The organism is Leucobacter edaphi (assembly GCF_016522535.1).
Classification (GTDB): domain Bacteria; phylum Actinomycetota; class Actinomycetes; order Actinomycetales; family Microbacteriaceae; genus Leucobacter; species Leucobacter edaphi.
The window spans coordinates 560,028-579,972 of sequence record NZ_JAEHOI010000002.1; the positions used below are offsets into that span (position 1 = coordinate 560,028).

Genomic DNA, 19,945 nt, shown 5'->3' on the forward strand with positions numbered 1-19,945 from the left:
TGCGGATGCGTGGCGGATCAGCCCTCGACGCGGAGCACCGCGCGCACGGGCAGCGCGTCGGTGCCGAGCCAGTGCACGGGCGGCGCGATGAGTTCATGGACCCCGACGGGCGCCTCGGAGAGATCGAGGCCCTCGAGAATTGCGATGCCGGCATCGAGCGCGGCCCGGTGCGCCGGGAGATCCTTGCTCGCGGCGGGATCGAGCGAGGCGAGATCGGTTCCGATCAGGAGTCCGCCCTGCTCACCGAACCAGTCCACAAACGCGGGGTCGATTCCCGGCGTGGCCGGCTCCCAGGTGGCGAGCGCCGTGTCGAAGTGGCGGATCAGGACTCGCTCGACGCGCTGTTCCGGGGCCCCGGGCCGGGATCCGGAAAGCGGTGCAGCCTCGGAGATCACGGTGATGAGTCGTTCGGCTGGCACCGGGGACCACGGCTGAGTGCCGCGGCCGACATCCTCTCGCACGTCGAGGACCAGGCACCGCCCGATCGTGGATTCGAGCGCGACGGCTGCGCCGTCCGCTGCTCCGGGGAGGATGTGTCGCGGTGCGTCGTAGTGCGCGCCGACATGACCCGTGGTCGTCACCGTTGCGACCTCGACGGCATCTCCGCGCGCGTGGCTCCAGCGCTCCTCCACCGAGAAACGGGCATCGCCGGGCCACGTGGGCGCCTGGGCGTCCACCGCGGGACTCAGATCGATGAGCATCGTTGCGCATCCTTTCCGGACAGATACGTGAGGTGGGGCGATCATGACACGGCGGCGTGCCGTTCCGCTCGCGATCCGGATCTGATTCGGTTTCAGTGGATAAACTGGAATGAATGTCGAGTTGTTGGCGACGAAACGGAGGCAAAGGTGAATACGATCCCGCTGTCGGAGACGGACCTGAACATCGTCGCCGCCCTCGCGCAGGACAGCAGCGTTCCGTACAAGGAGCTCGCGGCGAGGGTTGGTCTCGCCGTTTCGACCTGCCACGCCAGAGTGCGGGCGCTGGAGAGCCGCGGGGTGATCACCCGCTACCGCGCCGAGTTCGATCAGGAGGCGGTGGGGCGCGGTGTCAACGCGCTCGTCCAGGTTCGCGTCCACAGCCAGGACCGTCACTCGATCCCAGACCTCGCGCGGGAGCTGCGCAGCGTCCGGGGCGTTCAGCAGGTCTTCCTGATCGGCGGTGACCGCGACATCATGGTCCACCTGGCCTGCGCGAGCGTCCCCGCGCTCCGCGACCTGGTCGCCGAGACGTTCGGGGAAAACCCCTCGTTCGCGCAGACGCAGACGCAGATCGTGTTCGAGCACCTGCCCGGCGAACTCCCCGTCTAGCGGCGCCGCGAGGCGCGACGGATCGCACGGCTCCGCTAAGCTGGCAGGGTTGTGCGGGGCGTTAGCTCAGTCGGTTAGAGCAGCGGACTCATAATCCGTCGGTCGCGGGTTCAAGCCCCGCACGCCCTACTTCCTGGCCCGCGCGGGTCGCGAGCGCTCGCTATCGGGCCTCGCGCAGCGGTCGCAGGGCCCGATCCAGCGCGAAGAGTTCGTCGAGTTCCCTGGTCAGCACGCCGTTCTGCTTCTCGTCGGCGATGAACCGGCCGTCGTCGTCCACCTGGGACTGAGGGCCGCTGATCTCGACCATGCGATGCGTGAGGACCATGCCCAATGAGGTCACGACGGGTCGCAGCGCAGCCTGCGACCGGGTCCCGCTCGAGGCGCCGCCCCAGTTCACGAAACCGACGGGCTTGAGATCCCACTCGGCGTTGAGATAGTCGATCGCGTTCTTGATGGCGGGGGAGTAGCTGTGGTTGTACTCGGGGAAGGCCATAATGAAGGCGTCGGCGGCGTCGACCCGCTCGGACCAGGCGAAGGTGTGCGGCATCGTGTACTGGCGCAGCCGCGGGTGGTTCGGTTCCGCCATGAGCGGCAGTGCCAGTTCCTTGAGGTCCACGAAGTCCACTTCGAAGCGGCCGTCGGCCTCGGCCCGGTCGCGCACCCACTCGGCGATCGGAAGTCCGACGCGCCCCTCGCGCACGCTGCCGAGGATGATCATGAGTTTTACCATGCGGCTCTCCCTGTGGATCCGTGATGCCTGCTTCCCATTCTCGGAGCATATCGCCGATCAGTGCCCACCGAAGCTGTGCGATGGCTGTGTGACGGTTATGCTTGCACGGGAGGTGTCGAGGCAGCACCCCGGATTGGAGCCGACATGAAGATCCGTGTTCTTGCGGGCGGCCTGGTGTGCGTCGCCGCTGCACTGAGCCTGAGCGCCTGCGGGGGCTCCGGCGTCGATGCGAAAGACCCAGCAGCCGTAAGCAAAGCGATTGAGACCCAACTCTCAGCCAAGGGTGGGGATCGCGTTTTCAGCGTCTCCCTCGGGCAGGACGGCGATGGCATGATTGGCTACCGAAAAGGCGACGCGCCTCCCTCCTGGGTCTCGCTTAGCGGCGGCGAGGCGACCTCTGAGGCCGCAGACTTCATGACGGGCGTGCCAGTGGACAAAGTGCCGGTCGCTGGCCTCGTGAAGATGGCTCAGCGCGCTGGCGAGAAGTGCGCGGGTGAGGGGAACGCCGAGGCCGTCTTGTTCGGTGAGAACGGGAGCCTCATCAACGGGAGTTGCCCGAAGGACTCTGGCCCACCCATGCTGCAGTCCCTCAATGGCAAGGACATCGGACTCACGAAGGATCTCACCGACGCGAGCTCCCTTGAGCAGTACATCGCCGGCGCTCGCGAGTCGATGGGGAACGAGAGCACCGGCATCATGATGTCAATCCACAGCACGGATCCGCTGCTTTCGATCTCGGGTCCCATCGTCAAATCCGGGACCGAAGACTGCCAGCTCGACATGGGCTTCGGATACCCCAATGGCGTGACCTATTCCACGACGTGCACATCCCCGAACCCGAACGAAATCACCAAGGTTCAACTCGACAAGCTGTCGGGGCAGAAGGTTGCCGATGCCCTGGTGGCTGGCGCGAAGCAGATGAATCTCGCGAGTCCGAAAGAAATCAAGTACGTGAGCATCTATTCCAAGGATGGGCACACCTACGCGGAAATGAGCGCCGCGAATGTCGTGGCAATGGCGCAGGTAGAAATCGTGTGACGGATCACTGACCGCGCGTGGAGGCGGTGCTGACTTGCGGCGTAGCCCGGAAAACGGGCGATTGCATGGCGCAGCGCGTCACTCGTTCCCGCAGGGGGAGGGCGCGAGCTCCCGTCGAGAAGGCGTCAACTTCCGCGTGATTGCGCCGTTTAGCGCAGCCTTACCTTGCTTGCGGAATGCCGAGAAGAGCGTAGCGTTGAACCCAACAAGCGCAGTTCGGATGAAAGGAACCACGTCTATGACTTCCACTCAGATCACCATCCCCGCCGCTCAGGGCGACCTGCACCGTCCGTCCGGTGTCGCCCAGCTCCTCACCCCGGTCGTGCAGGATCTCATCGCGCTGGCCGTCAACGGCAAGCAGGCTCACTGGCACGTTCGTGGCGAGAACTTCATCGGGGTCCACGAGTTCCTCGATGATCTCGTCGCGCACGCCCAGGATGCGTCGGACACCGTCGCGGAGCGCATCGTCGCTCTGGGCCTCCCCGTCGACGGCCGGATCGGCACGGTAGCGGCTCGTGCCACGACGCCGGAGCTCAGCGACGGCTTCCAGAACTCCACCGTGACCATCAAGGAGATGGTCGCGCAGCTCGACGCCACCCTCGAGACGGTCTACGCGGCCGTGAAGGGTCTTGACGACATCGACCTCGTGAGCCAGGACATCGTGATCGCGATTGCCCAGCAGCTCGACAAGGATCGCTGGTTCCTCTCCTCTCATCTCGCTGCGTAGTTTTACCGCCTGAACGGGGCGTGCCTGGCCACGGTGCCGGGCACGCCCCGTTTGCTGTGTCCCCTGGCGCGCCGGCCTGCGGAATTCACCCTCGATTCATCCGATGATCCTGTGGTAAGTTCTTCCCGTAAGGGCAGCCTTACCTCAGTCACATGAACCGGAAGGTGCCCGCACGTGCTCGGAACCCTCATGATCGGCCTTCGCGAGGGTCTCGAAGCCGCCCTCGTCGTGAGCATTCTTCTTGCCGCCGCGAAGAAGGCCGGGCGGCCGGATGCCGTCCGGCTCATCTGGTACGGAGTCGCCGCGGCCGTCGCCCTCTCGCTCGGAATTGGCGCGGTGCTCACCTATGGCGCCTACGGCCTGTCGTTCCAGGCGCAGGAGATCATCGGCGGGTCCCTCTCGATTCTCGCAGTCGGCATGGTGACCTGGATGGTGTTCTGGATGCTGCGCGCGTCCGCCGGGCTCGGAACGGAGCTCCGCGGGCAGCTCAACCGGGCGCTCATCGGAAGCGGCTGGGGAGTCGCGGTCATCGGTTTCATCTCGGTCGGCCGCGAGGGCATCGAGACGGCGCTATTCATCTGGGCGACCACGCGTGCGAGCTCGGTGAGCCCGCTGCTCGGCTTCCTCTCCGCCATCTCGGGCATCGCCATCGCGCTCGTGCTGGGGTGGGCGCTGTATCGAGGCATGCTGCGCATCAATCTCACCCGGTTCTTCCGGTGGTCCGGCGTGCTCCTCATCGTCTTCGCCGCTGGCGTCCTGGCATACGGGGTGCACGACCTCCAGGAGGCCGCGGTCCTGCCCGGCCCCTTCGCGCCCGCGCCGGCCAACGCCGGCCCGCTTGCCAGCTGGTACGGGGAGGGCGCGTGGGCGTTCAACGTCTCCGGATCGGTGCCTCCCGACGGGGTGCTCGCCACGCTGCTGAAGGGCACCATCGGGTTCTCGCCGCAGATGACCTGGCTCGAGGTCGCTGTCTGGCTGCTCTACGTCGTACCCACCATGACCCTGTTCCTGCGCGGCTCGTTCGCGCAGGAACGAGAGAAGCGAGCCGCGGTCCCCGCGGCTGCCCACTGAGAAAGGACCAGAAGTGGCTCAGATCCCTTCACGTCGCAACGTCGCCACATCGATCGTCGCGCTGGGTGCGGCATCCCTGCTGCTCTCCGGCTGCGTGCAGAACGCAGCCCCGGGGGCCGCGGCGATCGCGGTCACCGCGAATGACGATGGCTGCACCGTCTCGAGTGCGAGCGCACAGAGCGGCACCATCACGTTCGACGTCACCAACAAGGGCAGCAAGGTCAACGAGTTCTACGTGCTCGGCGCCAACAAGCTGACGATCATCGGTGAGGTGGAGAACATCGCACCGGGAGCGACCCGCCAGCTCACCGTCCAGGCGAACCCCGGGAACTACTTCACCAGCTGCCGCCCCGGCATGATCGGGAAGGGCATCGGAGAGGCCGCCTTCGCGGTGACCGGCGAGTCGATCGCGAGCAACGCGGATCACGAGGCCGTCGTTGCCCAGTACGTCGGCTACGTGAAGTCGCAGACGGAGGAGCTCGTGCCCGCCACGGAGGAGTTCGTGCGCGCGTGGATCGCCGGCGACACGGGGAAGGCGAAGGAACTCTTCCCGACCGCCCGCATCGCCTACGAGCGCATCGAGCCGACCGCCGAGCAGTTCGGCGACCTCGATCCGAAGATCGACTACCGTAAGCCGGGGGCCATCGAGGAAGGCATCCCGTTCACCGGTTTCCACCGCATCGAACAGGATCTCTGGCTCGACGAAGCGAAGAAGAACTACGCTGAGCCGGACAAGGCCCACTATCCGAAGGACGATCTCGTGCCGATGTCCGCCGCGGAGCGGACCAAGGTCGGCGAGCAGCTGATCGCCGACGTCACCGAGCTCAAGGACAAGGTCGCGAGCAAGGAGTTCACCCTCACGCTCGCCAACATCACCGAGGGCGCCAAGAGCCTGCTCGACGAGATCGCGAAGCCCGACGGCAAGCTGCCTGGCGAGGAGAACGAATTCGCGCACACCGACCTCTACGACTTCACCGCGAACGTCGAGGGAGCCCAGGTGGCCTTCGACACCGTGCGCCCGCTCGCAGAAAAGAACGGCGAAAAGGACCTCGTCAAAGAACTCGATGCGCGCTTCGCTGACATGACGAAGCTCCTCGCGAGCTACGGCAGCTACGAGAAGGGGTTCACGAGCTACGACAAGGTCGACGAGAAGCAGCGCGCCGAACTCGCGGCTGCCCTGAGCGCGCTCAGCGAGCCCATGTCGAAGCTCACCGCGGCTGTCGTAAAGTAAGAGGCTGTGAACAAACGCCCCCACGAGTCCTCCGAGCCGAACCCCGCGTTGGGCTCGGAGGACACCGGCACCGAGCCGACGCCCGGACACCCCCGCCCCACGCGCCGGGGCCTCCTCGGCGCGCTCGGAGCCGGGCTCGCCGGCGCAGCGATCGGCGGGGCCGGCTCAGCTGCCGTCGTCTCGGCCTCATTCGACACGGGGAACCAGGGCAGCGCGCGCGGCGTCGTCCCGTTCCACGGGACCCATCAGGCGGGCATCATCACGCCCGCGCAGGATCGCCTGCACTTCGCCGCGTTCAACATGCTTCCCAACGTCGGCCGCGAGGGACTCATCAAGCTGCTCAGGGACTGGACCGAGGCGGCCGCGCTGCTCACCGCGGGAAAGCCCGTCGGGGCGGGCGCTGCACCCGAGAACGCGCTTCTCCCGCCGGACGACACGGGTGAGGCGCTCGGCCTCGGAGCAGGCCATCTCACGATCACCTTCGGTCTCGGTCGCACCCTGTTCGTGCCCGCGGACGAGACCACGGGAGAAGACCCCTACGGCATTCGGCACCGCCTCCCCGCAGCGTTCGAGCCGCTGCCGTCCTTCGCCTTCGACCTGCTCGACGCCACGCAGTCCGGGGGAGACCTCTGCGTGCAAGCGTGCGCGGACGATCCGCAGATCGCGGTCCACGCGATCCGGAACCTCTCCCGTATCGCCGCTGGGCGGGCGCACCTCGCGTGGAGCCAGCTCGGCTTCGGCCGCACCGCATCGACCAGCCGCGAGCAGGACACGCCCCGCAACCTCTTCGGGTTCAAGGACGGCACGGCGAACGTGATGGCCCAGGACACCAGGGCGCTCAACCGCGACATCTGGGTCGGAAGCGAGGCGCCGGGCTGGATGCAGGGCGGAAGCTATCTCGTCGCGCGGAAGATCCAGATGACGATCGAAACCTGGGACCGGGCCTCCCTCGGAGAACAGGAGCGCATCATCGGCCGCACCAAGATCGAGGGCGGGCCCCTGTCCGGCGGCACCGAGTTCGAAGCCCCCGACTTCTCGGCCGAGCGCGGCGGAGCCCCGGCCATCGACGTCGAGGCGCACGTTCGTCTCGCCCACCCCGAAAACAACGGCGGGGTGCAGATGCTCAGGCGGGGCTACAACTACGTCGACGGGTCAAACGGGCTCGGACAGCTTGGCGCCGGCCTCTTCTTCATCTGCTTCCAGAAGACCCCGGAAACCTTCGTCACCGTGCAGCGCTCCCTCAAACCGGACCTGCTCAACGAGTACATCCGGCACATCGCCTCGGGCCTCTGGGCGATCCCCGGGGGGATCCGGCAGGGAGAGTTCGTCGCGCAGGCGCTCTTCGACTAGGCGCCCTCGACCAGCACCGTCGGGCCGGGCTTCGCTGGCGGCGTCACCGGGCGAGAATCGATGTACTCCTCGACGAAGCGGCCCAGCACCATGTGCGCCGCCCGGACGTCGGCAGCGTCCACGCGGGCGATGATCGTCTCCAGCTCGTGCGGCTCGAAATACCCGTGATCAGCGTAGGCGCGCACCCGCGCCGTGAACGAGGCGACGTCGAGCTCGGGATGGAACTGCGTCGCATACACGTTGCGTCCCACGCGGAACGCCTGCACCGGGCACGACGGCGAACTCGCCAGCACCGTAATCGAATCCGGCACCTCGGAGATCGCCTCCTTGTGCCCGACGAACGCGTCGAACTCCGCGGGCAGCTCGGTGAACAGGGGATCCGCCTGCCCCTCCGCAGTCAAGGAAATCGTCACCGCCTGCGAGGTCTCGCCGTACGTGCGATCCACGCGCGCCCCCTGGTGAGCACCGATCGTACCGATGCCGTAGCAGATCCCGAGGAACGGCATATCCACTCTGACGACCTCGTCGAGCAGGACCCCCAGCTCGCGCTCGACGCGCAGCTCGACCGCGGACTTCCGCTCGACGGGCTCGCTGACCGTGAACGGGCTTCCGGCGAGAATGATGCCGGAGAAACCAGCGAAGTCGATCGCCCCGAGCGGCACCTGATCGGCGCGAAGCCACACCAGGTCCTCGGGAAGCAGCCCGGTCAGACGACAGAACGACGCGTGCTCCTCGGCAGCGACATCGTCCTCACCACGGGTCGTGATGAGCAGAAACGGCTTCATCCCTCTACCGTATCGCCCCCGCGCGCCCCGCGGCGCGACCACTGTCACCCGGAGACACGAAACGGCCCCGGTCCCGCCGACGAAGGTCGGAATCGGGGCCCGGGGCCGAAGAATGCCTAGGCGTCGTAGGAGCGGATCGCCACGACCGCGTTGTGGCCGCCGAACCCGAAGGAGTTCGAGATCGCGAGCTGCGGCCCGTCGCCGAGTGCCTGGGACTCGCCAGAAACCGTGAGCGGGATCTCGGGATCGGGGGAGACCAGGTTGATCGTCGGGGGCGCCACCCGGTTCTTCACGGCGAGCACCGTGAACAGGGCCTCGAGCGCACCGGTCCCGCCGAGCAGGTGGCCAGTGGCCGCCTTCGTCGCCGAAACGGGGATCTCTTTCGCGCGGTCCCCGAAGACGGCGTGGAGCGCGGTGTACTCGTTGATGTCGCCGACCGGGGTCGAGGTGGCGTGAGCGTTGATGTGGGTGACCTCATCGGGCGATGCACCGGCCTGCTCCAGCGCGAGCTGCATCGCGCGAGCGGCGCCGCGACCCTCGGGATCGTTCGCGGTGATGTGGTACGAGTCGGCGGTCACGCCGCCGCCGGCGATCTCGGCGTAGATCTTCGCGCCGCGGGCGAGCGCGTGCTCCTCGGTTTCGAGCACGAGCGCTGCTGCGCCCTCACCCATCACGAAGCCGTCGCGATCGGTGTTGTACGGGCGAGAGGCCGTCGCCGGATCGTCGTTGCGGCGGGACAGCGCCTGCATCGACGCGAACGAAGCGATGGTGATCGGGTGGATCGCCGCCTCGGAGCCGCCGGCGATGACGACGTCTGCGAGGCCGGACTGGAGATGCTCGTAGGCGTTCGCGATCGACTCAGTGCTCGAGGCGCAGGCCGAGGCGACGGTGCGCGCGTACGCGCGGGCCTCGAGATGCATCGAGACCGCGGCCGCTGGCGCGTTCGGCATGAGCATGGGGACGGTGAGCGGCATGACGCGGCGCGGTCCCTTTTCGCGCAGCACGTCCCAGGCGTTCAGCAGCGACCAGACGCCGCCGATGCCGGTCGCCCAGTCGACGCCGAGGCGTTCGGGGGCGACCTCGGGGGAGCCAGCGTCGGCGAAGGCTTCCTTCGCGGCGACGAGCGCGAACTGGCTGGACGGATCGAGCCGCTTCGCGACGGGACGCTCCAGCACCTCTTCTGCAGGCACCTTGGCCTGGCCAGCGAAGGTCACCGGGATGTCGTACTGCTCGATCCAGTCGTATTCGAGCGTGCGGACGCCGGATTCTCCGGCGAGGAGGGCGTTCCAGCTTTCATCGGCGGTGCCGCCGAGGGGCGAGGACGCCCCGATACCGGTGACGACGATCTTCTTGGTCATGTGCTGCTGCTCCGCGTGGTGGTGTGGAACTGGGGTGGTGGGCCGAGCGGCCCGGGGTGCGGTCGGCGGGGAGGCGGTGTGGCGCCTCCCCGCGGCGACATGCTTAGGCCTGCGCCTTGACGATGAAGTCGACGGCGTCGCCGACGGTCTTGAGGTTCTTGACTTCCTCATCGGGGATCTTGACGTCGAACTTCTCCTCGGCGTTGACGACGATCGTCATCATGGAGATCGAATCGATGTCGAGGTCATCGGTGAAGGACTTGTCGAGAGCGACGACGTCGGCCGCGATCCCGGTCTCGTCGTTGATGAGCTCGGCGAGACCTGCGAGGACCTCTTCGTTGCTGTATGCCATGGTGTTTCTCCGTTCGATGGGTGTTGGTTGTAAAAGTTTATGGGCGCGAGGCACGCGCCTCGGTGCGTGGCGCGCCGCGCTACGGGATCTCGACGACCTGGGCGCCGTACACGAGGCCGGCGCCGAAGCCGATCGTGAGCGCGAGCCCGCCCGAGAGCTCGGGGTGCTCCTCGCGCAGGGCGTGCAGCGCGAGGGGGATCGATGCCGCCGAGGTGTTGCCCTGCATCTCGATGTCGTGCGCGACGACGACCGACTCGGGGAGCTTCAGCTGCTTCGCGAACTCGTCGACGATGCGCATGTTTGCCTGATGGGGGACGAAGGCCGCAAGGTCCGAGGCCTCGATGCCCGAGACCTCGAGCGTCTGGCGAGCAACCTTGGCCATCTCCCACACGGCCCAGCGGAACACCGTTTGGCCGTCCTGGCGGAGCGTGGGCCAGGGCACCTCGTTCGGGTTGTTGCGGTACTCCTCGAAGGAGGACGTCATGCGGATCGTCTCCCACTTGGACCCGTCCGAGCCCCACACCGTTGGGCCGATGCCGGGATGGTCGCTCGCTCCCACCACAACAGCGCCAGCGCCGTCGGCCAGCAGGAAGGAGATGCTGCGGTCGGTGGGGTCGACGATGTCGGAGAGCTTTTCCGCGCCGATCACGAGGACGTTCTTGCAGGTGCCGGAGCGGACGAGTGCGTCGGCCTGGGCGACGCCGTAGACGTAGCCGGCGCAGGCGGCCGAGATGTCGAACGCTGCCGCCGGGGTCAGGCCGAGGCGGTGCGCGGCGAGCGCGGCCATCGAGGGGGTGACCGCGACGTTCGAGATCGTCGAGATGATGACACCGTCGATGTCCTCGCGGGGGAGGCCGGACTTCGTGATGGCCTCTTCGCCCGCGGCGACGGCGAGGTCGACAGCCGCGATGTCCGCGCTGGCGCGGCGGCGCTGGATGATGCCGGTCCGCTGGCGGATCCACTCGTCGGAGGAATCGATCGGGCCGATCAGATCATCGTTCGGCACGTCGAGGTCGCCGCGCGCCGCGCCGACCGACAGAATCCGTGTGTGGGCGGGGCCAGTGGGCTGCACGAGAGGTGCCATGGTGATCCTTTCGATCGGGGAGTGTCGAGCCGGGGAGTGCGATCAGGCCGCGTCGGCGATGAGCGCTACGGCCGCGTCGAGATCCGCGGGAGTCTTGACGGCGACCGCGGGAACACCCTTGAGGGCGCGCTTGGCGATGCCGGTGAGCGCGCCAGCGGGCGCGAGTTCGATGAGCCCGGTGATCCCGGCGGTCTGGAAGCCCTCCATGCAGGCGTCCCAGCGAACGGGGTTCGCGATCTGGGAGACGAGCAGCTCGAGGAAGCGCGAACCGTCGGTGACGACCGACCCGTCGGCGTTCGTCCAGAGCGTGCGATGGGGATCGGCAGGGGTCACGCCTGCCGCGGCGTCCTGCAGCGCCGGGATGGCCGAAGCCATTGCGTCGGTGTGGAATGCACCCGCGACCTGCAGGGGGATGACGCGCGCGCCGCGCGGCGCGTCCTCGGCGAGCGCGGCGAGGTTCGCCTTCGCTCCGGCGGCGACGATCTGTCCGCCGCCGTTGCGATTTGCCGGTGTGAGATCGTGCGCGGCGATGCGATCGAGGACATCGGCCTCGACACCGCCGACCACGGCGGCCATCCCGGTCTCGGCGCGTGTCGCGGCCTCCGCCATCGCGCGCCCGCGCACCCCCACCAGGCCGAGCGCGTCTTCCGCGGACAGCACGCCGGCAGCAGCCGCGGCGGCGAACTCGCCGACCGAGTGACCGGCGACTCCCGCGCTCGAGAGATCGGCGCGGCGTGCGAGCTGCTGCCACGCGAGCAGGCTCGCGGCGACGATGAGCGGCTGGGCAATCGCGGTGTCCCGAATCGTGTCGGCGTCGCTGACCGTCCCGTGGGCGATCAGGTCGACCCCTGCGCGCTCCGAGGCCGCGGTGAGGAAGGCTTCGCCGCCCTCCAGCTCGAGCCACTCGTTGAGAAAGCCGGGAGTCTGGGAGCCCTGACCCGGGCAGGCAATAACGATCACGTGTTCCAGTTTCTCAGAAGACCGACCGCGAACCTGCATATTCTGCACGAAAGATTCGAAGATTCGTTGTCGAAACCCATCATTTCTTGGTGGGGACGGCGCGTCTTCCACTGTTGACCGCGATCGATCCGGCAATGAGCGCGGACTGCAGGATCAGTGCCTCCCGCGCTCCGGTCGCGTTCCAACCGATCACCTCGGACACCTTTTTCAGCCGATAGCGCACCGTGTTCGGGTGCACGAAAAGCTCCCGCGCCGTCGCCTCGAGCGAGCGGCCGTTGTCGAGGTAGCACCACAGCGTCTCGAGCAGTTCGCCCGAGTGCGCCGCGAGCGGTTCGTAAATCTGCTCGATGAGCGTGCGCCGCGCGAGGCCATCGCCCGCGAGGGCGCGCTCCGGCAGGAGGTCGTCGGCAGCGACCGGGCGAGGCGCGTTGCGCCAGGATCGCGCAACGGCGACGCCGGCGAGGGCCGCGCGCGCGCTCCGAGAAGCATCGACGAGGTTCTCCACCGCCGGGCCGAGCACCAAGGGTCCGTCGGAGAATCCGTCGGCGAGGCGGGCCGCGATCTCCATGAAACTGAGCCGCTCGTCGCCGCCGTGCCCACCCTCCGGCGCGTGGACCGCGGTCCGGCCAAGCACGAGGACGAGGCGCGTGCCCTGGAGCCCGATCAGGACGTCGGCTCCGGCGTGTCGCGCGGAACGACGGAGCTGATCGACATCGACGGAGCGCTCCGCGGTGCCGACGAGCACCGCGGCCTCACCGTCGCCGTGCCAGCCGAGTGCCGCGATCCGGCTCGGGAGCTCGTCGTCGCTCTCACCGGTGAGGATCGAGTCGACGACGAGCGCCTCGAGGCGGGCATCCCACAGTCCGCGCGCCTCGGCAGCGCGGGCGTAGACGTCCGCGGCGGCGAAGGCGACGTCGCGGGAGTAGTGCAGCACGGCTTCGCGCAGGGACTCGCTCCGCGGCGCGACGCGATCCTCCACGACGGAAACGACCACGCGGATCAGCTGCAGCGTCTCCTGGAGGCTGATGGAACGGAGGAGCTCGCGCGGCGCGGCGCTGAAGACGTCCGACGCGATCCAGGGGGTCGCGCTCGGATCTTCGTACCACTGGATGAACGAGCTGATGCCCGTCTGGGCGACCAGGCCCACGGAGGATCTCCGGCTCGGCGGCATGTTCCCGTACCAGGGCAGGGTGTCGTCGAGCCGGATGATCGTCTGCGTGTTGAGCTCACCCGTGATCGTCCGCAGCCAGGCGAGCTCCTGTTCCTTCGTCCGCTCCATACGAGGCGCCCCTCCTAGGCGTCTCCGCCCGCGCCGCCGGTCGTACCGGCGTTCACGTCATTGAGACGGTACTGCTCGGCCGCCTTGCGGGGCACGTCGGCCGGGATCTTGCCCTGCGCCGCGAGGCGCTGGAGCACCTTCACGACGACCGACTCGCGGTCGATGCCGAAGTAGCGACGAGCGGCAGCGCGGGTGTCGGAGAAGCCGAACCCGTCAGCACCGAGCACCGAGAAATCGCCGGGGACGAACGGACGGATCTGCTCCATGACCTGGGTCGCCCAGTCGCTGACCGCGACCACGGGACCCTCGGAGCCCTGCAGCTTCTCCGTGAGGTAGGGCGTGCGGGGGGTCGAGGCCTGGTCCATGAACGCTTCGCGGTCGGCCGCGACACCGTCTCGGGACAGCTCGCCCCAGCTCGTGACGCTCCACACGTCGGCGGCGACGCCCCAGTCCTTTGCGAGGAGCTCCTGCGCCTCGATCGCCCAGGGCACGGCGACGCCGGAGGCCAGGATCTGAGCGCGGTGCTCGCCCTCGCCCGCGGGGGAGACGCGGTGGATGCCCTTGATGATGCCCTCGACGTCCACGTCGGCGGGCTCCGCCGGGTGGATGATCGGCTCGTTGTACACCGTCAGGTAGTACATGACGTTCGGGTCCTCGTGCTCGCCGCCGTACATCCGCTCCATTCCGGCGCGGACGATGTGGCCGATCTCGTAGCCGTAGGCGGGATCGTAGGACAGCACGGCGGGGTTCGTCGCCGCGAGCGCGAGCGAGTGGCCGTCGGCGTGCTGCAGTCCCTCGCCGGTGAGCGTGGTGCGGCCGGCGGTCGCGCCGATGATGAAGCCGCGCGCCATCTGATCGCCCGCGGCCCAGAGGGCATCGCCCGTGCGCTGGAAGCCGAACATCGAGTAGAAGATGTAGATCGGGATCAGGGGTTCACCCTGCGTCGAGTAGGAGGTGCCCACCGCGGTGAACGCGGCAGCCGCGCCCGCCTCGTTGATGCCGACGTGCATGAGGACGCCCTGGGGGCTCTCCTTGTACGCGAGCAGCAGCTCGCGGTCGACCGACAGGTAGTTCTGGCCGTGCGGGTTGTAGATCTTCGACGTTGGGAAGTAGGAGTCCATGCCGAAGGTGCGGGCCTCGTCCGGGATGATCGGCACGAAGCGGGGACCGAAGTTCTTGTCCCTCATCAGGTCCTTCAGCATGCGCACGAACACCATCGTGGTCGCGGCCTCCTGGTTGCCCGAGCCCTTCGCCGCGATGGCGTACGCCTTCGGGTCGGGGAGAGCGACCTCGGTGTGCTTCGTCCGGCGCTCGGGCAGGTACCCGCCGAGGGCCCTGCGGCGCTCATGGATGTACTGGATCGCCTCGTCGTCCTTGCCGGGGAAGTAGTACGGCGGCCGGTACGGGTCGGCCTCGAGCTGGGCGTCCGAGATCGGGATGTGCATCGTGTCGCGGAAGAGCTTCAGGTCCTCCAGCGTCATCTTCTTCATCTGATGGGTCGCGTTGCGGCCCTCGAAGTGCGGGCCGAGGCCGTAGCCCTTGATCGTCTTCGCGAGGATGACGGTCGGGCGCCCCTTGTGCGCGAGCGCCGCCTTGTACGCCGCGTAGACCTTGCGGTAGTCGTGGCCGCCGCGGCGGAGGCCCCAGACCTGCTCGTCGGTGTAGTCCTCGACGAGACGCAGGGTGCGCTCGTCGCGGCCGAAGAAGTGGTCGCGGACGAAGCCGCCGTTCTCCGCCTTGTAGGTCTGGAAGTCGCCGTCCGGCGTGGTGTTCATCAGGTTGAGCAGCGCACCGTCGGTGTCACGGTCGAGCAGGTCGTCCCACTCGCGGCCCCAGATGACCTTGATGACGTTCCAGCCCGCGCCACGGAAATAGCTCTCGAGCTCCTGGATGATCTTGCCGTTGCCGCGCACCGGGCCGTCGAGGCGCTGCAGGTTGCAGTTGATCACGAAGGTGAGGTTGTCGAGCCCCTCGTTCGCGGCAACCTGGAGCTGTCCGCGGCTCTCGACCTCGTCCATCTCGCCGTCGCCGAGGAAGGCCCAGACGTGCTGGTCCGAGGCGTCCTTGATCCCGCGGTTGGTCACGTACTTGTTGAGATGGGCCTGGTAGATCGCGTTGATCGGCCCGAGGCCCATCGACACGGTCGGGAACTGCCAGAAATCGGGCATGAGCCGGGGGTGGGGGTAGCTCGGAAGGCCGCCGCCCAGGTGCGACTTCTCCTGGCGGAAGCCGTCGAGACGGTCCTCGCTCAGGCGCCCCTCGAGGAACGCGCGGGCGTACATGCCGGGGGAGGCGTGGCCCTGCACGAAGATCTGGTCGCCGCCGCCGGGGTGGTCCTGGCCGCGGAAGAAGTGGTTGAAGCCAACCTCGTAGAGCGAGGCCGCCGAGGCGTACGTGGAGATGTGGCCTCCGACGCCGATGCCGGGGCGCTGCGCGCGGTGGACGGTCATGGCGGCGTTCCAGCGGATCCAGGAGCGGTACCGGCGCTCGAGCTCCTCGTTGCCGGGGAAGTCCGGCTCGTCCTCAGAGGCGATCGTGTTCACGTAGTCCGTCGTCGGCACCTGCGGGACGTTGAGGTGCAGCTGGCGAGAGCGATCGAGCAGGCTCGTCATGATTTCGCGGCCGCGACCGGCGCCCCGCTCCTCGACGACGGAGTCGAGGGACTCGCGCCACTCGGCAGTTTCCTGGGGATCCATGTCGTCCTGATCGGGTGCGTACGGATCCTGCGTGTTCACAGCCAAGAGAGAGCTCCATTCACCTGGGACGTGGGGCTGCGCTCGCGGAGTGGTGCGGCGCGCGTCACGTGCGGCCCGCGTGGTTCGCGGGTTCCCGTCCAGACTATCGCGAAGCCACCACGTATCAACGGAATATGCGATGAAAAGTGGTGATGCCGCACAAGGTTCGGTCTGGGAGCGGGTCACCGATTTCAGGCTGCGTTCGCTACGCTGGGGACGTCCGATCGCAACGTGGCGCACCGCGCCAGAAAGGGGACGACCATGGTCATCGCAGCCGGCGCGGAGGCGCCCGATTTCACGCTTTCCGATCAGCACGGGGAGGAACTCACCCTCTCCGAACTCGTCACGGAAGGCCCGGTCGCGCTCGTGTTCTTCCCGCTCGCGTTCTCGGGGATCTGCACCGATGAGCTGTGCGAGCTCCGGGACAACATCGCCGTCTTCCAGGACAGCAAGGTGCGCCTGCTCGGCATCTCGGTCGACTCGGTCTGGACGCTGAAGGCCTTCGCCGAGGCGGAGGGGTACGATTTCTCGATCCTGTCCGATTTCTGGCCGCACGGCGGAGTGGCCAAGGAGTACGGCGTGTTCGTCGAGGAGGCCGGAATCGCCACGCGCGCGACCGTCCTGATCGGCACCGACCGCAAGGTCGTCGCCTCCTTCGAGACCTCCCCGGGCGAGGCCCGCGACTTCTCCGCGTACCGCGAGGCCCTCGCGACGCTCGCGTAGCCACGGGGTAATCCGGCAGCTTCTGCGGGACCCGCCGCGCGTCGATTCGGCGCGGAGCGGCGGGTTCCCGTAGGCTGTCCCGGTCCGCTTCGGCGGTTCCGCGCCTTTAGCTCAGTTGGTTAGAGCATCTGGTTTACACCCAGAGGGTCGGGGGTTCGAGTCCCTCAGGGCGCACCACATCTAGGCCGAGAGCGCCTGTTCGATCGAGGCCACGAGCGCTGGATCGTTCGGCTCCACCTTGGAACGGAAGCGCTTGACGGCCCCGTCGGGGGAGATGAGGAACTTCTCGAAGTTCCATCCGATTCTGCCGGCACGTCCTTCCGCGTCGTCTGCCTCGTGCAGAGCGGCATAGATGGGGTGCTTACGCCGGCCGTTGACTTTCACCTTCGCCATCAACGGGAACGTGACACCGTAGTTGAGGCTGCAGAACTGCTGGATGTCCTCCGCGGAACCCGGTTCCTGCGCGAGGAACTGGTTGCAGGGGAAGCCGACGACCACGAGGCCCTGCTCGCGATACCGTTCGGCGAGTTCTTCCAGTCCGGCGTACTGCGGCGTGAAGCCGCACTTCGAGGCGACGTTGACGACGAGATAGGCGCGCCCGCCGAGGGCGCTCAGCGTGGTGGTCTCGCCGTCGATGGTCTGCACGGGGATTTCTCGGAGGTCCATGGTTCAACGGTAACCCGGGGAGCCGCCGTCACACGCTGAAATGTGGCTGTGCGCCAAAAGCACGTGCGCGGAATGATCGAGAGACGTACGGTGTTGAAGATACGACAGCATGCCCCGACCGGGGCATCACGAAGGGAGCGTGAGCGGGGAATGACGGACCAGCAGAACGGGCAGGCGGGAGCAGCACTGGCGGGCACGGGGGCCACGTCCATCAGCGACGGCGCAGAGGCTCTGAAACGTGCTTTCCGTGAGCACCCGGCAGGGATCGCGGTCATCACCGCGGAAACCCCCGAGGGGCCGGTGGGCCTCACGGCCTCGAGCGTCGCCTCGGTCGGCATCGACCCGCCGGCGCTGGCATTCTCCGTCACCCGCGCGACGGGGAGCGCTGGCGGCATCCTGAGCGCGAACGGGTTCCTCGTCCACCTCATCGACTCGCGGCACGTCGAGGTCGCCAAGTCTTTTGCCGTGTCGGGTGCCGAGCGCTTCACTCCTGAGCAGGGGTGGACCACGCTTCCCACCGGGGAACCGTATCTCCCCGGGACCCGCGCCGCGCTGCGCTGCCGCGCGCTGCACACGCTCGGGGTCGGCTCGTCGGTCGTGGTCGTAGCCGAGGTGCTCGATGCGCTCTTCGGCGAGGAGGCAACTCCCATGGTCTACGTCGACCGGGCGTTCCACGCGCTCGAGGACGCACCGAAGATCGGCTGATCCCGCGCCGGATCCACGCCGGGACATCACCGCACCACCCACCCCACCGAACGCAGAGCAGCAGGAGGAACGTTGAGCGAACAGGGCAGCTACGTCACCACGGGTGAAGCGTACGAGCGCGATACCCAGTACATCGAGGACAGGATCGTCGCGGACCCCGCCGCCGTGCGGAACCTGCCGGCGCCCCCGCCATCGAAGGTCGGTTCCCTCGGGTTCGGCCTCGCGCCGGGCGCGGAGGCGTGGCCCGTCGAACCGGGACGGTACCGGCTCGTGGCGGCGCCCGCCTGTCCGTGGGCGAATCGCACGCTGATCGTTCGCCGTCTCCTGGGCCTCGAGGACGTGATCTCGCTCGGGCGTCCCGGCCCGGTGCACGACGCCCGCTCCTGGACCTTCGATCTCGATCCGGACGGCAGGGACCCGGTGCTGGGCACGGAACGCCTGCAGGAGAACTACTTCGCGCGCTTCCCCGACTATCCGCGCGGGATCACGGTCCCCGCGATCGTCGACGTGCCGAGCGGGGGCGTCGTGACCAACGACTATCCGCAGATCACGCTCGATTTCTCGACGCAGTGGCGCGAGTTCCATCGGCCGGGCGCCCCGAACCTGCTCCCTGAGGAGCACCTCGAGGATATGTGGCCGCTGATGACGCGGATCTTCACCGAGGTGAACAACGGCGTGTATCGCTGCGGCTTCGCCGGCGATCAGGCGTCCTACGATGCCGCCTACGAGCGGCTGTGGACCGCCCTCGATTGGCTCGAGGAGCGGCTCGCGACCCGGCGGTATCTGCTCGGTGACACGATCACCGAGGCCGATGTTCGGCTCTTCACGACGCTGGCGCGCTTCGACCCGGTCTACCACGGGCACTTCAAGACGAACCGGAACAAGCTCGCCGAAATGGAGCATCTCTGGGGGTACGCACGGGATCTCTTCCAGACGCCCGGCTTCGGCGACACCGTCGATTTCGTGCAGATCAAGCAGCACTACTACGAGACCCACACGGACATCAACCCCACGAGGATCGTGCCGGACGGCCCCGAGCTCGGGAACTGGCTCGACCCGCACGACCGCGAGCGGCTCGGCGGCTCGCCCTTCGGCGACGGGACCCCGCCCGGCCCCGTTCCGGCGGGGGAGCGGGTGCTCGCGGGCCACAACCCGCTCGTCGACCGGGAGTAGCCGGCCCTGCGGACGCCGCTACCAGCCTCGCTGCAGCCAGGCCTGGAGCTGCGGTCGCTCCTCGCCGATCGTGGTGTCCGCGCCGTGGCCCGGCCTCGCGACCGTCTCGGACGGGAGCGGAAACAGCTCCGCCTCGATCGACTCGACGATCGTGGGGAACGAGGAATACGCCCAGCGCGTGGCCCCGGGACCCCCGCGGAACAGGGTGTCTCCCGTGAGGACGGTGCCGAGCGCAGGGAGCGCGAAGCACACGGAGCCCGGGGTGTGGCCCGGGGTGTGCAGCACCTCGAGCGCGGTGCCTGCCACCTCGAACGAAGCGCCCTGGGCGAGCTCGAAGTCTGGCACGGCGTCACCGTGCGTCTCCTCCCACAGGAACAGGTCGGCGGGGTGCAGATACACGTGGGTGTCGAGGAGCGCCGCGGTCTCCAGAGCGGCGTTCACATGATCCTCGTGACCGTGCGTGAGCAGGAGCCCCAGCACCTCGCGCCCGTCCACGGCCGCGGCGATCGCCTCGGCATCGTGCGCGGCATCGACCACGATCACGGACTCGTCATCACCGACGATCCAGACGTTGTTCTCGAGCTCGAACCCCTCCGGCGGGGCGCCCTCCCGGCCGACGCCGATGCGGCCGACGGTGACGACCCGTTCAATCCGTGCGTTCACGCGCT

20 protein-coding genes and 2 tRNA genes are annotated in these 19,945 nt (G+C 68.0%); 11 read left to right on the forward strand and 11 right to left on the reverse strand.

The window, feature by feature from the left end:
* Window positions 1-17: 17 nt before the first annotated feature.
* On the reverse strand, window positions 18-701 hold the full coding sequence (locus tag JD292_RS03915) for a cyclase family protein (RefSeq protein WP_200131401.1): 684 nt from the start codon (window positions 699-701) through the stop codon (window positions 18-20).
* Between the two features lie 147 nt (window positions 702-848).
* On the opposite strand from JD292_RS03915, the gene JD292_RS03920 reads away from it, so the two are divergent.
* Complete coding sequence (locus tag JD292_RS03920) at window positions 849-1,310, forward strand: Lrp/AsnC family transcriptional regulator (protein WP_200131402.1); 462 nt, start codon at window positions 849-851, stop codon at window positions 1,308-1,310.
* A gap of 55 nt (window positions 1,311-1,365) precedes the next feature.
* A tRNA-Ile gene (locus JD292_RS03925) sits at window positions 1,366-1,439 on the forward strand.
* Between the two features lie 31 nt (window positions 1,440-1,470).
* On the opposite strand, the gene JD292_RS03930 is transcribed toward JD292_RS03925, so the two are convergent.
* Window positions 1,471-2,040, reverse strand: coding sequence for an NADPH-dependent FMN reductase (locus JD292_RS03930; protein WP_200131403.1), 570 nt, complete (start codon window positions 2,038-2,040; stop codon window positions 1,471-1,473).
* Between the two features lie 144 nt (window positions 2,041-2,184).
* On the opposite strand from JD292_RS03930, the gene JD292_RS03935 reads away from it, so the two are divergent.
* The 5 genes from JD292_RS03935 (at window position 2,185) to efeB (ending at window position 7,457) form a co-directional block, all read left to right on the forward strand.
* A complete protein-coding gene (locus tag JD292_RS03935) occupies window positions 2,185-3,078 on the forward strand; it encodes a hypothetical protein (RefSeq protein WP_200131404.1) in 894 nt (297 codons plus the stop codon).
* Between the two features lie 238 nt (window positions 3,079-3,316).
* Window positions 3,317-3,805 (forward strand): Dps family protein, encoded by a 489-nt coding sequence (locus JD292_RS03940; protein WP_200131405.1) that lies wholly within the window; start codon window positions 3,317-3,319, stop codon window positions 3,803-3,805.
* Window positions 3,806-3,979: 174 nt separating this feature from the next.
* Window positions 3,980-4,876: an iron uptake transporter permease EfeU gene (gene efeU, locus JD292_RS03945; RefSeq protein ID WP_200131406.1), complete on the forward strand. Its 897-nt coding sequence runs from the start codon at window positions 3,980-3,982 to the stop codon at window positions 4,874-4,876.
* 13 nt (window positions 4,877-4,889) lie between these two features.
* The gene (gene efeO, locus JD292_RS03950) at window positions 4,890-6,107 is read left to right on the forward strand and encodes an iron uptake system protein EfeO (protein WP_369411138.1); all 1,218 of its coding nucleotides are present in this window, start codon (window positions 4,890-4,892) and stop codon (window positions 6,105-6,107) included.
* A 6-nt stretch (window positions 6,108-6,113) separates the two neighbouring features.
* Complete coding sequence (efeB, locus tag JD292_RS03955) at window positions 6,114-7,457, forward strand: iron uptake transporter deferrochelatase/peroxidase subunit (RefSeq protein ID WP_439649261.1); 1,344 nt, start codon at window positions 6,114-6,116, stop codon at window positions 7,455-7,457.
* On the opposite strand, the gene JD292_RS03960 is transcribed toward efeB, so the two are convergent.
* From JD292_RS03960 to aceE, 7 genes are all read right to left on the reverse strand, one after another.
* A complete protein-coding gene (locus JD292_RS03960) occupies window positions 7,454-8,242 on the reverse strand; it encodes a glutamine amidotransferase (RefSeq protein ID WP_200131407.1) in 789 nt (262 codons plus the stop codon). The two genes, efeB and JD292_RS03960, sit on opposite strands and share 4 nt — an antisense overlap.
* 116 nt (window positions 8,243-8,358) lie before the next feature.
* Window positions 8,359-9,600 (reverse strand): beta-ketoacyl-[acyl-carrier-protein] synthase family protein, encoded by a 1,242-nt coding sequence (locus JD292_RS03965; protein ID WP_200131408.1) that lies wholly within the window; start codon window positions 9,598-9,600, stop codon window positions 8,359-8,361.
* A gap of 103 nt (window positions 9,601-9,703) precedes the next feature.
* Window positions 9,704-9,952, reverse strand: a complete 249-nt coding sequence (locus tag JD292_RS03970; protein WP_130454444.1) for an acyl carrier protein — start codon at window positions 9,950-9,952, stop codon at window positions 9,704-9,706.
* A 79-nt stretch (window positions 9,953-10,031) separates the two neighbouring features.
* Complete coding sequence (locus JD292_RS03975) at window positions 10,032-11,036, reverse strand: beta-ketoacyl-ACP synthase III (RefSeq protein ID WP_200131409.1); 1,005 nt, start codon at window positions 11,034-11,036, stop codon at window positions 10,032-10,034.
* Window positions 11,037-11,078: 42 nt separating this feature from the next.
* Window positions 11,079-11,996: an ACP S-malonyltransferase gene (locus tag JD292_RS03980; RefSeq protein WP_200131410.1), complete on the reverse strand. Its 918-nt coding sequence runs from the start codon at window positions 11,994-11,996 to the stop codon at window positions 11,079-11,081.
* A gap of 79 nt (window positions 11,997-12,075) precedes the next feature.
* Entirely contained in the window at window positions 12,076-13,275 is a 1,200-nt protein-coding gene (locus JD292_RS03985; RefSeq protein WP_200131411.1) for a PucR family transcriptional regulator, read from the reverse strand.
* A gap of 14 nt (window positions 13,276-13,289) precedes the next feature.
* Entirely contained in the window at window positions 13,290-16,016 is a 2,727-nt protein-coding gene (gene aceE / locus JD292_RS03990) for a pyruvate dehydrogenase (acetyl-transferring), homodimeric type (RefSeq protein ID WP_200131412.1), read from the reverse strand.
* A gap of 255 nt (window positions 16,017-16,271) precedes the next feature.
* On the opposite strand from aceE, the gene JD292_RS03995 reads away from it, so the two are divergent.
* Window positions 16,272-16,733, forward strand: a complete 462-nt coding sequence (locus tag JD292_RS03995; RefSeq protein WP_200131413.1) for a peroxiredoxin — start codon at window positions 16,272-16,274, stop codon at window positions 16,731-16,733.
* A gap of 100 nt (window positions 16,734-16,833) precedes the next feature.
* Window positions 16,834-16,910 (forward strand) — tRNA-Val (locus JD292_RS04000).
* Window positions 16,911-16,913: 3 nt separating this feature from the next.
* On the opposite strand, the gene JD292_RS04005 is transcribed toward JD292_RS04000, so the two are convergent.
* The gene (locus JD292_RS04005) at window positions 16,914-17,399 is read right to left on the reverse strand and encodes a glutathione peroxidase (RefSeq protein WP_200131414.1); all 486 of its coding nucleotides are present in this window, start codon (window positions 17,397-17,399) and stop codon (window positions 16,914-16,916) included.
* A 150-nt stretch (window positions 17,400-17,549) separates the two neighbouring features.
* Between JD292_RS04005 and JD292_RS04010 the strand changes: the two genes are divergently transcribed.
* Both JD292_RS04010 and JD292_RS04015 read left to right on the forward strand, forming a co-directional pair.
* Window positions 17,550-18,104, forward strand: coding sequence for a flavin reductase family protein (locus JD292_RS04010; RefSeq protein WP_200131415.1), 555 nt, complete (start codon window positions 17,550-17,552; stop codon window positions 18,102-18,104).
* A 72-nt stretch (window positions 18,105-18,176) separates the two neighbouring features.
* On the forward strand, window positions 18,177-19,277 hold the full coding sequence (locus tag JD292_RS04015; protein ID WP_200131416.1) for a glutathione S-transferase C-terminal domain-containing protein: 1,101 nt from the start codon (window positions 18,177-18,179) through the stop codon (window positions 19,275-19,277).
* 18 nt (window positions 19,278-19,295) lie between these two features.
* Here the strand turns inward: JD292_RS04015 and JD292_RS04020 are convergent, their stop codons facing one another.
* Window positions 19,296-19,940 carry an MBL fold metallo-hydrolase gene (locus JD292_RS04020; RefSeq protein WP_200131417.1) on the reverse strand — a complete coding sequence of 215 codons (645 nt, stop codon included), beginning with the start codon at window positions 19,938-19,940 and terminating at the stop codon, window positions 19,296-19,298.
* Window positions 19,941-19,945 lie beyond the last annotated feature (5 nt).

Bases quoted from the DNA above. Each gene is read 5' to 3' on its own strand.
- JD292_RS03915 (WP_200131401.1), bottom strand. From the start codon at position 701: ATGCTCATCGATCTGAGTCCCGCGGTGGACGCCCAGGCGCCCACGTGG.
- JD292_RS03930 (WP_200131403.1), bottom strand. From the start codon at position 2,040: ATGGTAAAACTCATGATCATCCTCGGCAGCGTGCGCGAGGGGCGCGTC.
- JD292_RS03935 (WP_200131404.1), top strand. From the start codon at position 2,185: ATGAAGATCCGTGTTCTTGCGGGCGGCCTGGTGTGCGTCGCCGCTGCA.
- JD292_RS03940 (WP_200131405.1), top strand. From the start codon at position 3,317: ATGACTTCCACTCAGATCACCATCCCCGCCGCTCAGGGCGACCTGCAC.
- JD292_RS03960 (WP_200131407.1), bottom strand. From the start codon at position 8,242: ATGAAGCCGTTTCTGCTCATCACGACCCGTGGTGAGGACGATGTCGCT.
- JD292_RS03965 (WP_200131408.1), bottom strand. From the start codon at position 9,600: ATGACCAAGAAGATCGTCGTCACCGGTATCGGGGCGTCCTCGCCCCTC.
- JD292_RS03970 (WP_130454444.1), bottom strand. From the start codon at position 9,952: ATGGCATACAGCAACGAAGAGGTCCTCGCAGGTCTCGCCGAGCTCATC.
- JD292_RS03975 (WP_200131409.1), bottom strand. From the start codon at position 11,036: ATGGCACCTCTCGTGCAGCCCACTGGCCCCGCCCACACACGGATTCTG.
- JD292_RS03985 (WP_200131411.1), bottom strand. From the start codon at position 13,275: ATGGAGCGGACGAAGGAACAGGAGCTCGCCTGGCTGCGGACGATCACG.
- JD292_RS03995 (WP_200131413.1), top strand. From the start codon at position 16,272: ATGGTCATCGCAGCCGGCGCGGAGGCGCCCGATTTCACGCTTTCCGAT.
- JD292_RS04005 (WP_200131414.1), bottom strand. From the start codon at position 17,399: ATGGACCTCCGAGAAATCCCCGTGCAGACCATCGACGGCGAGACCACC.
- JD292_RS04010 (WP_200131415.1), top strand. From the start codon at position 17,550: ATGACGGACCAGCAGAACGGGCAGGCGGGAGCAGCACTGGCGGGCACG.